This window comes from Paenibacillus naphthalenovorans (assembly GCF_900099895.1).
Classification (GTDB): domain Bacteria; phylum Bacillota; class Bacilli; order Paenibacillales; family NBRC-103111; genus Paenibacillus_G; species Paenibacillus_G naphthalenovorans.
The window spans coordinates 1-13612 of record NZ_FNDY01000016.1; the positions used below are offsets into that span (position 1 = coordinate 1).

The 13612-nt window shown below is 51.1% G+C and carries 15 protein-coding genes; 13 read left to right on the forward strand and 2 right to left on the reverse strand.

From position 1 onward, the window contains the following. The first annotated feature begins 277 nt into the window (after positions 1-277). Positions 278-478 (forward strand): cold-shock protein, encoded by a 201-nt coding sequence (locus BLT35_RS15650; RefSeq protein ID WP_054817005.1) that lies wholly within the window; start codon positions 278-280, stop codon positions 476-478. 126 nt (positions 479-604) lie between these two features. On the opposite strand, the gene BLT35_RS15655 is transcribed toward BLT35_RS15650, so the two are convergent. After that, positions 605-2038, reverse strand: a complete 1434-nt coding sequence (locus tag BLT35_RS15655) for a catalase (RefSeq protein WP_074728877.1) — start codon at positions 2036-2038, stop codon at positions 605-607. 234 nt (positions 2039-2272) lie between these two features. Here BLT35_RS15655 and BLT35_RS15660 point away from each other — a divergent pair, with 234 nt between their 5' ends. From BLT35_RS15660 to BLT35_RS15685, 6 genes are all read left to right on the forward strand, one after another. Next, positions 2273-3100 (forward strand): electron transfer flavoprotein subunit beta/FixA family protein, encoded by an 828-nt coding sequence (locus BLT35_RS15660; protein WP_062410261.1) that lies wholly within the window; start codon positions 2273-2275, stop codon positions 3098-3100. Beyond that, complete coding sequence (locus tag BLT35_RS15665; protein WP_074728879.1) at positions 3100-4134, forward strand: electron transfer flavoprotein subunit alpha/FixB family protein; 1035 nt, start codon at positions 3100-3102, stop codon at positions 4132-4134. Before BLT35_RS15660 ends, BLT35_RS15665 begins: the two co-directional genes overlap by 1 nt. Beyond that, positions 4118-5413 (forward strand): FAD-dependent oxidoreductase, encoded by a 1296-nt coding sequence (locus BLT35_RS15670; RefSeq protein WP_074728882.1) that lies wholly within the window; start codon positions 4118-4120, stop codon positions 5411-5413. Before BLT35_RS15665 ends, BLT35_RS15670 begins: the two co-directional genes overlap by 17 nt. A gap of 3 nt (positions 5414-5416) precedes the next feature. After that, on the forward strand, positions 5417-5713 hold the full coding sequence (locus BLT35_RS15675) for a ferredoxin family protein (RefSeq protein ID WP_062410263.1): 297 nt from the start codon (positions 5417-5419) through the stop codon (positions 5711-5713). Between the two features lie 5 nt (positions 5714-5718). Continuing rightward, on the forward strand, positions 5719-5907 hold the full coding sequence (locus tag BLT35_RS15680; RefSeq protein WP_054817008.1) for a hypothetical protein: 189 nt from the start codon (positions 5719-5721) through the stop codon (positions 5905-5907). Between the two features lie 141 nt (positions 5908-6048). Then, a complete protein-coding gene (locus BLT35_RS15685) occupies positions 6049-6480 on the forward strand; it encodes an EamA family transporter (RefSeq protein ID WP_074728884.1) in 432 nt (143 codons plus the stop codon). A 52-nt stretch (positions 6481-6532) separates the two neighbouring features. On the opposite strand, the gene BLT35_RS15690 is transcribed toward BLT35_RS15685, so the two are convergent. Further along, positions 6533-7165 (reverse strand): DsbA family oxidoreductase, encoded by a 633-nt coding sequence (locus tag BLT35_RS15690; protein ID WP_249929663.1) that lies wholly within the window; start codon positions 7163-7165, stop codon positions 6533-6535. Positions 7166-7320: 155 nt separating this feature from the next. Between BLT35_RS15690 and BLT35_RS15695 the strand changes: the two genes are divergently transcribed. The 6 genes from BLT35_RS15695 (at position 7321) to BLT35_RS15720 (ending at position 13561) form a co-directional block, all read left to right on the forward strand. Then, a complete protein-coding gene (locus BLT35_RS15695) occupies positions 7321-7842 on the forward strand; it encodes an RNA polymerase sigma factor (RefSeq protein ID WP_074728886.1) in 522 nt (173 codons plus the stop codon). Continuing rightward, positions 7835-8914, forward strand: coding sequence for an anti sigma factor C-terminal domain-containing protein (locus BLT35_RS15700; RefSeq protein WP_171006008.1), 1080 nt, complete (start codon positions 7835-7837; stop codon positions 8912-8914). Before BLT35_RS15695 ends, BLT35_RS15700 begins: the two co-directional genes overlap by 8 nt. 280 nt (positions 8915-9194) lie before the next feature. After that, positions 9195-9977: a delta-lactam-biosynthetic de-N-acetylase gene (gene pdaA / locus BLT35_RS15705; protein WP_062410265.1), complete on the forward strand. Its 783-nt coding sequence runs from the start codon at positions 9195-9197 to the stop codon at positions 9975-9977. A gap of 184 nt (positions 9978-10161) precedes the next feature. Then, positions 10162-11268, forward strand: coding sequence for a Fe(3+) ABC transporter substrate-binding protein (locus BLT35_RS15710; protein WP_418007052.1), 1107 nt, complete (start codon positions 10162-10164; stop codon positions 11266-11268). A 2-nt stretch (positions 11269-11270) separates the two neighbouring features. After that, the gene (locus BLT35_RS15715; protein ID WP_062410267.1) at positions 11271-12923 is read left to right on the forward strand and encodes an ABC transporter permease; all 1653 of its coding nucleotides are present in this window, start codon (positions 11271-11273) and stop codon (positions 12921-12923) included. Beyond that, a complete protein-coding gene (locus BLT35_RS15720) occupies positions 12920-13561 on the forward strand; it encodes an ABC transporter ATP-binding protein (RefSeq protein WP_054817011.1) in 642 nt (213 codons plus the stop codon). Before BLT35_RS15715 ends, BLT35_RS15720 begins: the two co-directional genes overlap by 4 nt. The last annotated feature ends 51 nt before the right edge of the window (positions 13562-13612 follow it).

A 13612-nucleotide genomic window follows, 5' to 3' on the forward strand; every position in this document is an offset into this window, starting at 1 on the left:
GAAAGAACGAAGCAAAGCGCTTACAAGGAAGAGGTTCCTTCGGGGTTCGCGTTCCAGGCATCTTAAATGACTGCCCACGCTAGCTTGACACTGACCCGATGGCCCAGACAGTTGCTTTTTGAAATAAACTGTGGTAAAGTTAGAGAAATTGGAAATTTGAAACCGCAATTCACATATTGAAAAGGGGATCATTTTGAAGATGGAACTTTTTTCAATATGTGAATTTTTTTTAAAGAAAAAAGGAACATGTTAAATTATCTATTGGAGGTTTTTCACAATGCAAACAGGTACAGTAAAATGGTTTAACGCAGAGAAAGGTTTTGGCTTTATCGAAGTTGAAGGGGGAAACGATGTATTCGTACATTTCAGCGCGATTCAAGGCGATGGCTTCAAGACGCTTGACGAAGGCCAACGCGTGGAATTCAACGTTGTACAAGGCAACCGCGGTCCTCAAGCCGAAAATGTTGTAAAGCTGTAAAGCACATACCGTCTTAGCCATAAGACAGCAACCACAGGGATCGTCTCCAGAAAGGCGGTTCCTTTCGTGCTGTCATAAAGCGAAAGCCCTTATCGATAACGATAAGGGCTTCGTCTTTGCCGGGATTTAACCTAATCCCAGACCTTCTGCGATTCTCGCTCCGTAATCGGGGTCGGCTTTGCGGAAATGCCCGATTTGCCGCAGTTGAATCTCCGGTTTCACAGGCTTCATCGCAGTGACAATGTTGTCGATCAGATCCGCTTGTTCGCTCTCGCTCAATAAACGATACAAATCGCCGGCTTGCGTGTAATGATCATCGCGATCATACGGGTAGCTGTCGACCGCACCGGATACCGGCAGCGGCGGAGCTTTGGCTTCCGGAACCTCTTTCGGGCCGTTAAAGCTGTTGGGCTCGTAGTTGACCGAACTGCCGCCGTTGTCGTCGAATCTCATCGCCCCATCCCGCTGATAGTTGTCTGCAGGGCTTATCGGACGGTTTACCGGTAACAGATTATGGTTTGCTCCCACGCGGTACCGGTGCGCGTCGGAATAGGCAAACAGCCGGCCCTGCAGCATTTTGTCCGGGGAGAAACTGATACCGGGCACCACATTTCCAGGCGACAGCGTCGCTTGCTCCACTTCCGCGAAATAGTTTTTCGGATTCCGGTTCAATACGATGCGTCCGACCGGGATCAAAGGATAATCCTTCTGGGACCACACCTTGGTTACATCGAACGGGTCGAAACGGTACGTATCTGCATCCTGCAGAGGCATAATTTGAACGTACAGCGTCCAGGACGGATAATCCCCTTTTTCGATCGTTTCGAACAGATCCCGGGTTGCGTAATCCGGGTCCTCACCGGCGATGCGGACGGCTTCCTCCCGGCGAAAATTCTGAATGCCCTGATCGGTCTTGAAATGGTATTTTACCCAGACGGCTTCGCCCTGCTCATTAATCCATTGGAACGTATGGCTGCCGAACATGTGCATATGACGATACGATTTGGGTGTGCCGCGGTTGGAGAACAAAATGGTCACTTGATGCAGCGATTCCGGGGAAAGAGACCAGAAATCCCAGATCGCGTTCGGGTCTTTAAGATTGGTTTGGGGATTGCGTTTCTGCGTATGGATAAAGTCCGGAAACTTCAGAGGATCGCGAATAAAAAAAACAGGCGTATTGTTGCCGACCAGATCATAATTGCCGTCTTCGGTATAGAATTTGATAGCCGTACCGCGAGGATCGCGTTCGGTATCCGCGGCGCCTTTTTCGCCGGCGACCGTTGAGAAGCGGATGAAAACCGGTGTTTGCTTGCCAACCTCGGATAAGAATTTGGCCTTGGTCCACTGATTCACGGCATGCGTGACTTCAAAATAGCCGAAAGCGCCTGCACCTTTCGCGTGGACGACCCGCTCCGGAATGCGTTCGCGGTTAAAATGAGCCAACTTTTCGAGTAAGTGCACATCTTGGATCACTACAGGCCCGCGTTGGCCGGCCGTTTGCGAATTCTGATTATCCGCGACAGGGCTTCCACTGGATGTCGTTAACTTTTTTTTGCCCATATCATCAACCTCCTCTTCAAATTTCTAATTGATGTGTGATGGTCATGTTGTGCATATTCTGCACGGCGGTTCGAAATTGCTCGATCCATCAAGGCCGGCGAGCGTGTGGAGCCGGAAAGAACACTCACGGCGGGAAAAGCCCGGAGGAATGAGGAATCCCATGCATTTTATTTGTATTAGCCATATATACTGGATTATGACTACTTCCTAGGATGATAGGGCGGGTGATGCGCATTGCTTCATATTGTCGCTTGTATTAAACAGGTGCCGGATACGAAAATCATCAAGATGAATCCGAAGACCAATACCATGGATCGTGCCAGCGCGCCGGCGATCCTCAATCCCTATGACGCTCATGCGGTGGAGGAGGCGGTTCGGCTCAAGGCAAAGTACGGGGGAACGGTCTCGGTGCTGACCATGGGGCCGCCGCCGGCGGTGAAGGCGATTAAAAAATGCATCGAAATCGGAGCGGACGAGGGCTATATGATCTCCGACCGCGCGTTTGCCGGCGCCGATACGCTGGCGACCAGCTATGCGCTGACGAAAGCTTTGGACAAAATCGCCAAGCTCCGGCCGATCGACCTGATCCTGTGCGGTAAAATGACCATAGACGGAGACACGGGTCAAGTGGGTCCCGGGATTGCCAGGAGACTCGATATTCCCCCGCTCACCTCGGTCAAGAAGATCGTGGAGGTGCGGCGGGAACAAGGATATTTGATCGTACACCGTAAGCTGGAGGACGGCTATGAGGTTGTCCGATCGACATTGCCCTGTCTGCTTTCCGTGGAAAAAGAGATTAACGAAGTTCCTTATTCTCCGCTGCCTAACGTGCTTCGGGCGGCACGCTATCAACCGCAAATATGGTCGGTGGGCGATCTGGACGATGTTGACCGGACTCAGCTTGGATTAAAAGGGTCGCCGACGATTGTTTCCTCCGTGTGGGCGCCCCAAAAGCCCCAAGGGGGGACCATTCTGGAGGGTGGACCGAAGGAACAGGTGAAGGGATTGCTCGGCATTTTGATGGAAAAGAAAGAATTGTTCCAAGCAAGGGGTGAAGCTTGATGAGCTTCGAGGACTACCGGGGTGTCTGGGTGTATATCGAGGTGAAGGAAGGCCAGGTCGCTCCGGTTTCGCTTGAATTGTTGGGGGCGGGGAGAAGGCTGGCGGATAAACGGGGAACGGAACTGGCCGGGGTCGTCATCGGCGAAGGCGTGAAGCCCTTGGCAGAAACGGTATTTGCATACGGTGCGGATACGCTCTATGTATACGATGACCCGATTTATAAGCATTACCGTACGGAACCGTACATGAAAGCCTTGCTCGCGTGCACGCAGAAGTACAAACCGGAAATTATTCTGTACGGCGCCACCTCGACCGGAAAGGATCTGGCGAGCGCGGTGGCTACGGATCTGCCTACGGGACTTACCGCCGATTCCACCATGCTGGATGTGGAAGAAGACACCGGCCTGCTGCTGGCCAGCCGTCCTGCTTTCGGAGGCAACATCATGGCGACAATATTGTGCAAGAAGTACCGGCCTCAAATGGCTACCGTTCGCCCGAAAGTTATGAAAGCGCTATTCCCGGAGCCTGGCCGAACGGGAACGCTGGTAGAAGAATCGATTCCGCTGCAGGAAGAAGAGGTTCGCACCAAAGTGTTGGAGATCGTTCGGGAAACAGCCCGCAGAGTGCGCATCGATGAAGCGGATATTGTGGTAGCCGGGGGAAAGGGAATGGGAGGACCCGCAGGATTTCAGCTGATACATAAGCTGGCCGAAGTTTTGGGAGCCGCCGTAGGGGCCAGCCGGGATGTGGTCGAAGCGGGATGGATCGGGCATCATCATCAAGTAGGGCAGACCGGTGTAACAGTCACGCCGAAAATCTACTTTGCCGTCGGCATTTCGGGGGCCATCCAGCATATCGTGGGCATGCAAAATTCCGGATTAATCATAGCGATCAATAAGGATCCGAATGCTGCGATATTCCAGAACTGCCATTACGGGATTGTAGGCGATGCGTTCGAGATCTTGCCCCTGCTGATTGAAGAGTACACAACGGCCTTGGGTGGAAAGGAGGACGGGTATGTCCGAAAAATTTGAATGCATCGTCGTCGGTGCCGGTCCTGCGGGAATTGCCTGTGCCTATGAGCTGGCCAAGGCCGGAGTGAAGGTGCTGCTGTTGGAGCGAGGCGAATATCCGGGCTCGAAAAATGTGATGGGCGGCGTGCTGTACCGGCAGATGATGGAGGATGTCATCCCGGAATTTTATAAAGAAGCTCCGCTGGAGCGGCCTATCGTCGAGCAGCGGTTTATGATGATGGATAAGGAATCGGCCCTTACCTTCGGTTATAAAGGAATGGAATGGGGACAGGAGCCTTATAACAACTTTACCGTGCTTCGGGCCAAATTCGACCAATGGTTCGCTCAGAAGGCGGTGGATCAAGGCGCACTGCTCGTGAACGAGACGGTGGTGCTGGAATGCATTGTAGAGGACGGCCACGTGGTGGGCGTGCGTACGGACCGTCCGGACGGGGACCTGTATGCGGATGTCGTGATCCTGGCGGACGGAGTGAACTCCTTGTTGGCGAAGTCGCTCGGGTTTCACAGAGAGTTCAGGCCGGACGAAGTGGCGTTGGCTACCATGGAGATTATTAAGCTGGACCGCAAAATCATTGAAGACCGCTTTAACCTGGAGCAGGATCAAGGGTGTACCATCGAGCTGTTCGGCGATGCCACCAAAGGGATCCTGGGCACAGGATTTCTGTATACCAATAAAGATACGCTCAGCATAGGCGTCGGCACTTTACTCTCGGGACTCATCAAGCATAAAATAAAACCATACGAGCTGCTGGAATATGTCAAACATCATCCGATGATTCGTCCGTACCTCCAAGGAGGCGAGCCCCAGGAATATTTGGCCCATCTGATCCCCGAAGGCGGTTATTATTCCATGCCTAAGGTTGTCGGAGACGGCGTCCTTGTCGTGGGTGATGCCGCACAGCTTGTCAATGCAATTCACCGGGAAGGATCGAACATGGCGATGACCTCCGGCCGTTTGGCTGCCGAAACGGTCGTGAAGGCCAAAGAAGAGGGAGATTATTCCGAGCGCGTGCTCGATCATTACCGCAAGCGGCTGATGGACAGCTTCGTCGGTCAGGATTTGAAAAAATATAAAGACGCCACTCACCATTTCGACCGCTTTCCCCAATATTTCGATCAATATATTCCCATGATGAATCGAGCGGCCAGCCAAATGTTTACCGTAGACGGTTCCTCCAAGAAAGAGAAGCAGAGGAAGATATGGAATGAGATCGGCCCGGTCAAAGAGAAGCTTAAAATCGCCCGCGACCTATACCGGGCATGGAAGGTGATGAAGTGAGCCATGAGTGAGCAGGCCAAAGCCGCAACGATAGAGGAGAAGCAGTATCTCCTTCGTTTTAACGCCGATACGAAATCTCATCTTCATGTGTTGAATGCGGAGGTTTGTTTAACCGATTGCCCCGATAAAATATGCACGATCTTCTGCCCTGCCGAAGTGTATAAATGGGAGGAGATCCGGATGCATGTCGGCTACGAGGGCTGTCACGAATGCGGCAGCTGCAGAATCGGCTGTCCTCATCAGAATATTAAATGGGAATACCCGAAAGGCGGCCACGGGATCGTCTTTCGATTGGGGTGAAGCCTATGTTTGAGATCGGCGATTGCGTTGTTTTTTCCCTGGACCGGGCAAGGGGCATTATTATGGAGGCGAACGATGATGTATACCACGTCGTGTGGGAGGATTTTTTCTCCAGCTGGGAGAAAGGCGAGCTGCTCTCCAAAATAGCTCTTAGGTTGGATGACGATCAAGGAGCAGATAGAAATCGTGAGTGAACATACGGAGTAAACCATAACCAGGTGCCCTTGCGGTGGTACCGGGTCACCGCTTTGCCGTTCAGCCGGTGTGCCTTAGTATGTTAATTCTTCTTGAAGCCAACCTAAGAGTACTACCATATTACTGCAAAGAGGGATCGTATGAGTTATTTATGGTTGGTTTTCGCTTTATTATCGGCCATAACCGCCGCGCTGGTCAGTATTTTCGGCAAGATCGGGCTGCAGTCGGTGGACGCCAACACGGCAACGGCGGTCAGGGCCGTCATTATGGCGGTATTTTTAGTGGCCGTGGTTGCGTTTCAAGGCAATATCGGTAAAATCCCGTCTCTTTTCGAAGACAAAAAAACGCTGCTGTTCATCGTGCTGAGCGGAGCCGCCGGTGCCGCTTCCTGGTTGTTTTATTTTTGGGCTTTAAAGCTCGGTAAAGTTTCGCAAGTCGCCCCGGTCGATAAATTAAGCGTGGTCATTGCGACGATAGCGGCCGTTGTGTTTCTGGGGGAACGCCTCAGCTGGATCAGCGGAATCGGCATAAGTCTCATTGCCATCGGCGTCATTCTGATCGCATTCAGCTGAAGGTATAATATAAGAAAAACAAAGGACACCCGCCCCGGTGTCCTTTGTCTGTCTATTCCGCTGCGACTTTCTCGAGTACTTTGATCAGCTCGGCGGGCGGGTAAGCTCCGGAGAGGGCGTACTTGTTATTGAATACAAAGAAAGGTACGCCAGTAACGCCGATTTGTCTGGCTGCTGTCTGGTCATGGATTACCTTGTCGCTTCCTTTCCCTTGTTCGAGCTGTTCCCGCAGATGGACCGGATCATGACCGAGGGAAGCGGCGATGCCAAGCAGAATATCCAGCTGGGCTATGTCCTGGCCCTGTTCGAAGTAAGCGTTCATGATGGCATCGATCATAGCCTCCTGCTCGGAGGCGGGCAACAGGGCCGTCAGCCGGTGGGCCAGCTTGGTGTTCGGCATGCGGGTCACCTGATCGAAACGAAATGTCACCCCCACCGCTTCCCCCGCCTGGGTCACACGATCGGTCATTTGCTTCAAGGAAGCGGCATTGCCGCCCATTTTTCTGATCATAGCGTCCTGAAAGGGAAGTCCCTCGGCCGGCAGCGTCGAATCCAACTCAAAAGCCCTAAAATGGATCTCCACCTCGTCTTTAGGACCCCATGCAGCCAGAGCATCCTGTAAATTTTTCTTGCCGATTCGGCACCATGGACATACCATGTCGGAAAAGACATCGATTTGTATCATCGATATTTACCTCCAGTCAGTTACTTACTTTGTTATAGTATGATCGATTTGGCGGCGAAAGGCAACCATGGATCATTTACCATCGGATATTTTTGTTTTTATCTGTAACAAAAACAGAGATCAATCGTTATAACTCTTGCGAAAGGGGGAGAGGCATGCAGAAGGATTCGTTTACAGAGCTGTTCCGGATGTTTCAGCCCTCTCTCTATCGCTATTTATACCGCATGTGCGGGTCTAAAGAGGTGGCCGAAGAGCTGCTTCAGGAGACGTTTTATCGGGCCATGCTCTCGCTTCGGCTGGAGGATATGAGATTGGCCCGGGCCTGGTTATATAAAGTAGCCCGAAATCTGTTTATCGACTGGGTACGCAAGCGGAAGGGGGAGGCGGAGATGCTGCAGGCCATAGAGATTCACGCTTCCGGCACTAGCCCGATGCCTACTCCTGAAGAGGCTTTGCAGCTGAAGGAGCAGCGGAGAAAAATGACCGGGGTCATGCGTAAGCTGCCCGAGCATTACCGGACGATTCTTTATTTGAGGGAAATGGAAGGCTTCTCCTATCAGGAGCTGGCCGAGACTTTGGATCTCAGCATGAGTCAAGTCAAAGTCATGCTGCACCGCAGCAGGGATAAATTCAGGGAACTGGCGGATCAATGGGAAAGGGGAAATGGACATGAGTGAACAGCGCTTTACTAACGAAGAAAAGCTGCTGCATAACTGGGAATCCGATGCCAACGAACCGGATTCCCCGGCCTGGGATGAGAAAAAGTTCAAGCGCATGATCTGGCGCACCCGGTTTACCGTCGTAAGGAGCGTGGTCTCCACACTGCTGGGGATTTTCTTGCTGGTATGGATTTATATGATGCTCGTAACGAGTTATTATCACAGCAGCGGGAAAAGCGACCAATTTATCCGCTATGTCACTACCTTGGTAGAAACGCATGAACCGGGTTTAAAAGTGGAGAAAGGCGGTCATTGGAACGCAGAGCTGACGCCTTTTCTGACGAAAAAAGCCACGCTGAAGCTGTTTAAGCAGGTGGGTGAATGGCAGATCATCGCAGGGGAAGTTACGGCCACCCAAACGCTTTTCGGTGACGTAACCTATTCGATCAATGAAAATGTAACCTATTTAAGAACACCCAGCCGGTTTTCTTTCGCCGTCCCGCCCGATCTGATTGCCGGTGACCCCAGCCGCACACAGGCTCCCTCCAACCGTTCGGTTTGGGAGCAGCTCAAGCATATCGAGGACGGTTATGTAGCGGAGTTGGCTTTTTCCACGGCTGTGGGGATGGATCCCGAGGAGCTTCTCAAGCGGCTTTCCAACTATCAAGTGCGGGTTCTCAGCATGCCGGTTTATGCGGGAGAGCTGAAGGGAGATCTGAAGAATATTCCCCATTCGACCTCAAATGAACTCCATTTCGTGCCCCATCTTACGTTAAGGCCTTTTGTAAAGTATCAAGAAGAGGGAAACGGGATGAGCTGGGCCGGTTGGCTGGAGAATGCGGACACCCTCAAGCAATCCGTCGATCAAATGCTCAAAGATATCGAATGGCTGAGACAGGAGAGAAGCTACCGGGAGTCCGAAAACGACGGGAAGCGGTTGGACTACCTGAAAGAGAACGGAGTGAAAGTATATGGCGCCGTTGTTACAGGACCGGTGCGCGAGCTGGAGAAGCTGAAGCAGGAGCAGGACCTGTTTTATTTTCAATTGGGAAGGATCGAAATTTGGAACTGGGAGGAACACACATCGTAACAGAGGCCCATAGGTTAAATCCCCGTCACAAAGGCATCAAGTCTGGCGGTGTGTTATCGACACCTTTACATTTTTCCATATGTCAATAATTGCAATTTTACAGGGCTTAAGTGCCAAGCAAGAGGGTTAACGGATGAGTATGCGGGGTGAAAACATATCCAATGGCCTGCTTATCTTTCCTTCTACAAGGAAACACATAACTTTCTGTTTTTTGTGGAACATTACCCCTTAGCCGATGACCGCATAAGAAAAACCATCGCCTAAGGAGTGAAATGGTTACATGAAACGTTATGTCTCTTTCCTCGCCGCATTCGTTGTGCTTTTGTGTTTGATTTTACCCCATTCGGCCGAAGCCAATGCGAACAAACCTTATCACTTCGGGTTTAAGAAGAGCAGGAACCATGAGCTTCCATCGATTCAGGAAGAGGGGTTCCGGTCCATTGTCCAGAAGCATGATGCCATTTTTTTGGGCGATACGAAGCAAAAGGAGCTTTATCTTACGTTTGATAACGGCTATGAGAACGGCTATACGAGCAGGATTTTGGATGTACTCAAGGAGAAGCAGGTACCGGCCATCTTCTTTGTGACGGGACATTATATTCAAGACCAGCCCGAGCTGTTGAAGCGAATGGTGCAGGAGGGCCACCTCATAGGCAATCATTCCTGGAGCCATCCCGACCTTACACAGGTATCCGACCAGAAGCTGAAGGAAGAACTGGATCGTGTCAAAACGAAAGTAGCGGAGCTGACCTCCCAAAAGGAAATGCCGTATTTGCGCCCGCCGCGGGGGGTTTTTAGCGAACGGATGCTTGCGGCCAGCAAAGGATACGGGTATACCAACGTGTTTTGGTCGATTGCTTATAAGGACTGGGATCCGAAGCTGCAAAGAGGATGGGCTTACGCATACGAAAGCATCATGTCGCAGCTGCATCCCGGTGCGGTCATCCTGCTTCACTCTGTATCGAAAGACAACGCGGAGGCGTTAGCCAAAATTATTGACGATGCCCGGAAGCAAGGATATGAATTCAAGAGCCTGGACCAGCTGCAGACGAAAAATTATTAATTTATCCGTAACCCTCACATCGATGTGGGGGTTTATTTTGTATTCATACCGAAATCTGCTTTTGATGGAACCGTTTGCGGTGACTATAAAATAATGGGTTGACAGTAGGGTTTATTCTTGCTAGAATCCAAGTTGCAAATAAATGATAATGATTATCAGTACCAACTTTAAAAAGGGGAGTGTAATGATGTTAAAGAAACACCGGAGATTCTTATCATCCGCAATAACGGCTATTCTGAGCGTCGGGCTTTTGGCAGGATGTGGAACGGCATCACAAGGCGGACAGCAAGCTGCGCAGCCGCAAGAGCCGAATAGCGGAGCTTCCGAATCGAAGACGGAACAAGTCGTCAATCTTTATACGGCAAGACATTATGAAGTGGACGACGTTCTTTATGCTCAATTTACGGAGAAAACCGGTATTAAAGTCAATGTCGTCAAAGGCAAGGCGGAAGAATTGATTGAACGGTTAAAGCGTGAGGGAGAGAGCACTTCCGCCGATTTGTTCATCACAGTGGACGGCGGAGTGCTGAATAACGCCAAGCTGAACGGAGTGCTGCAGCCTGTAAAGTCGGATGTCATTGAGGCTAATGTTCCTGCACAGCTCCGGGATAAAGACAACGAGTGGATCGGTCTGTCGACGCGGGCCCGTGTGATCGTATACTCCAAAGATCGGGTTAAACCGGAGCAGCTCTCTACATACGAAGATTTGGCTACCGATAAGTGGAAAGGAAAAGTGCTCGTGCGTTCCTCCACAAGCTTGTATAACCAATCGCTGCTTGCTTCCCTGATCGAGTTGAACGGGGAGCAGAAAGCGGAAGAGTGGGCTAAAGGCATCGTCGCTAACCTCGGCCGTGCGCCGGAAGGCGGGGACCGTGACCAAGCAAAAGCCATTGCTGCGGGAACCGGAGATGTAGCCATTATGAACACTTATTACTTTGGACAGATGCTGAACTCCAAAGATACGGAAGAAGTGAAGGTTGCACAGCAGCTCGGCGTGTTCTTCCCTAACCAAAGCACGACCGGCACGCATCTGAATATCAGTGGAGTGGGTCTTGCAAAGCACAGCAAAAATAAAGAAAATGCCGTGAAGCTGATCGAGTTCTTGACCGATACGGAAGCGCAGGAACTGATGTCCAAGGAGAACTTTGAATTCCCGGTAAATCCCAAGGCGGAGAAACCGGAGCTTCTGAAATCTTGGGGAGAGTTTAAGGCCCAGCAAATTGACTTTGCCAAGCTGGGAGAACATAATAAAAAGGCAGTTGAGATTTCTAATAAAGTAGGTTGGAAATAAGAATGCGCTTTAGAGCAGCTATACGCAATATAAAACAACATACAAACGGCTGGCTTTATGCCAGCCTTCTGGGGGCAGTAGTCGTTCTGCTGCCCATTTTTACTATATTCGTGTCGCTGTTCCAACCGCCAAACGAAAACTGGCAGCACATCAAGCAGTATTTACTGCAGGACTATGTGTTCCAGACCGTTTGGCTTGTGTTGTTTACTTGTCTGTTTACCGTGCTGCTCGGGGTAACGTTGGCTTGGCTGATCGCGGCTTATGATTTTCCGCTCAGACGCTTTTTTCGCTGGGCGCTTGTGCTGCCGCTGGCCGTTCCTCCGTACATTGCGGCATACACCTACAGCACGATGTTGAGCTATACCGGTATTGTCCAGACCACGCTGCGCAATGAATTCGGGGTGATGCCAAACCCGGAGTGGTTTGGCATCATGTCGATGAGAGGCGCCATTTTCATATTTACGATGTTCTTGTTTCCATACGTATACATGATTACCAGATCCTATCTGGAGCATCAGAGCGGCTCTTATATTGAGAATGCCGCTCTGCTCGGGAGAAAACCTTTTTCCATATTTCTCTTTATCGTGCTGCCGATTTCCCGGCCTGCCATCGTCGGCGGTGTCATACTTGTCGTATTCGAAGTGCTTAGCGATTATGGCGTATCGAGCTATTACGGTATCCAGACCATCTCCGTGGCGATATTTCAGACCTGGTTCGGAATGTACGATGTCGACTCTGCCGTCCGTTTGGCCGCATGGCTGATGGCGGGGGTCGTCGGGATATTCGTGGTGGAACGGCTGCTCCGCCATCAGCGGAGCTTCGCGGCTTCCACCAGTAAATCGAGACCGCTTACACCCAAGAAGCTGAAAGGTATCCGCGCTGCGGCTGCTTTCATGTTCTGCGGGCTTATGTTTGCGTGCTCCTTCCTTATCCCTGTCATTCAATTGATCGTATGGGCCGCCTGGAGCTATGACGATGTGCTTACCCCGGCTTTTTTCGAATTGACGTATAACACGATAGGCCTTGCTTTGACGGCCACGGCGATCATTATGGTGTTCTCGGTGATTACAGCCAATGTAGTTCGTCAGCAATCGAATGTGCTGACCTATGTGCTGGCCCGGTCGGTGACGTCCGGCTATTCCGTTCCCGGAGCGATTATTGCCATCGGCGTACTGGCGCTGTTTATCGGCCTTGATCAATGGCTGGCCCCGCTATATGCCCGGATGGGCCTGGGGAAAGCGCCGCTTGTGCTCAGCATGTCCTTGGTTATGCTGGTTGTCGCTTATGTGGTCCGCTTTATGGCCACCGGATACAATGCGGTCGAGGCCGGTTTTGAGAAGATCGGGATGAAATATACGGAAGCCTCAAGGCTGCTCGGCCTGGGGATGACGAAGACCTTTTTCAAGGTGGATGCCCCGCTGATCAAGGGCGCCTTGTTCAGCGGCGTTATTCTAACGTTCGTGGAAATTATGAAAGAATTACCGTTAGCCTTGCTGCTTAGACCGTTTAACTTTGAAACGCTGGCGACCAAGACCTATCAATACGCAAGCGACGAACGCATCTATGAAGCTTCCATACCCTCTTTGTTTATTATCGGTGTCAGTATGGTCTCTGTTATCGTATTTCATCAATTAGGGAAGAGGTTGAATTCATGAAGATCGTGAATATTGGTAAACTTTCATTTTCCTATTCCTCCAAACAGAAGCCAGTGATTGACCGCTTCTCCTTCGATATGGAAAAAGGGGAGATCGTCGGGATTTTGGGGCCTAGCGGGAGTGGAAAAAGTACGCTGCTGCGGCTTGTTGCCGGGTTGGAGTCGCCAACCGGTGGAAGCATTGCGATTTCCGGGCGTACCGTGGTGGACGATACCTCCTTCATACCTCCTGAAAACCGCGGCGTCGGCATGGTGTTTCAGGATTATGCATTGTTTCCGCATATGACCGTAGCAGGCAACATCGAATTTGGCCTGCATCGTCTGTCGAAGAAAGAACGTGCCGCGCGGCTTGCAGAAATGCTGGAGCTGGTGCAGCTATCAGGCTTTGAGAAGCGTTATCCCCACGAATTAAGCGGGGGCCAGCAGCAGCGTGTAGCCTTGGCAAGGGCTCTTGCCCCGCGTCCTTCCATTCTTCTGATGGATGAACCGTTCAGCAATCTGGATGCAGACCTTAAAGTCTCTATCCGCAGCGAGCTTAGAGATATCCTGAGAAAAGCGGAGATGACCTGTTTGTTCGTAAGTCACGACCACCAGGACGTTGATGCGATTTGTGATCGTACGGTGATGATGGTTTCTTAATCAAGGGTTGCCCGTTGCATTAGACCAACGGGGATAGTATAGTTGTATTAA

What these genes read in the sequence shown, in the direction of transcription:
- BLT35_RS15650 (WP_054817005.1), top strand. Translation starts at nt 278, where the DNA reads ATGCAAACAGGTACAGTAAAATGGTTTAACGCAGAGAAAGGTTTTGGC.
- BLT35_RS15655 (WP_074728877.1), bottom strand. Translation starts at nt 2,038, where the DNA reads ATGGGCAAAAAAAAGTTAACGACATCCAGTGGAAGCCCTGTCGCGGAT.
- BLT35_RS15665 (WP_074728879.1), top strand. Translation starts at nt 3,100, where the DNA reads ATGAGCTTCGAGGACTACCGGGGTGTCTGGGTGTATATCGAGGTGAAG.
- BLT35_RS15670 (WP_074728882.1), top strand. Translation starts at nt 4,118, where the DNA reads ATGTCCGAAAAATTTGAATGCATCGTCGTCGGTGCCGGTCCTGCGGGA.
- BLT35_RS15675 (WP_062410263.1), top strand. Translation starts at nt 5,417, where the DNA reads ATGAGTGAGCAGGCCAAAGCCGCAACGATAGAGGAGAAGCAGTATCTC.
- BLT35_RS15680 (WP_054817008.1), top strand. Translation starts at nt 5,719, where the DNA reads ATGTTTGAGATCGGCGATTGCGTTGTTTTTTCCCTGGACCGGGCAAGG.
- BLT35_RS15685 (WP_074728884.1), top strand. Translation starts at nt 6,049, where the DNA reads ATGAGTTATTTATGGTTGGTTTTCGCTTTATTATCGGCCATAACCGCC.
- BLT35_RS15690 (WP_249929663.1), bottom strand. Translation starts at nt 7,165, where the DNA reads ATGATACAAATCGATGTCTTTTCCGACATGGTATGTCCATGGTGCCGA.
- BLT35_RS15695 (WP_074728886.1), top strand. Translation starts at nt 7,321, where the DNA reads ATGCAGAAGGATTCGTTTACAGAGCTGTTCCGGATGTTTCAGCCCTCT.
- BLT35_RS15700 (WP_171006008.1), top strand. Translation starts at nt 7,835, where the DNA reads ATGAGTGAACAGCGCTTTACTAACGAAGAAAAGCTGCTGCATAACTGG.
- pdaA (WP_062410265.1), top strand. Translation starts at nt 9,195, where the DNA reads ATGAAACGTTATGTCTCTTTCCTCGCCGCATTCGTTGTGCTTTTGTGT.
- BLT35_RS15710 (WP_418007052.1), top strand. Translation starts at nt 10,162, where the DNA reads ATGATGTTAAAGAAACACCGGAGATTCTTATCATCCGCAATAACGGCT.
- BLT35_RS15715 (WP_062410267.1), top strand. Translation starts at nt 11,271, where the DNA reads ATGCGCTTTAGAGCAGCTATACGCAATATAAAACAACATACAAACGGC.
- BLT35_RS15720 (WP_054817011.1), top strand. Translation starts at nt 12,920, where the DNA reads ATGAAGATCGTGAATATTGGTAAACTTTCATTTTCCTATTCCTCCAAA.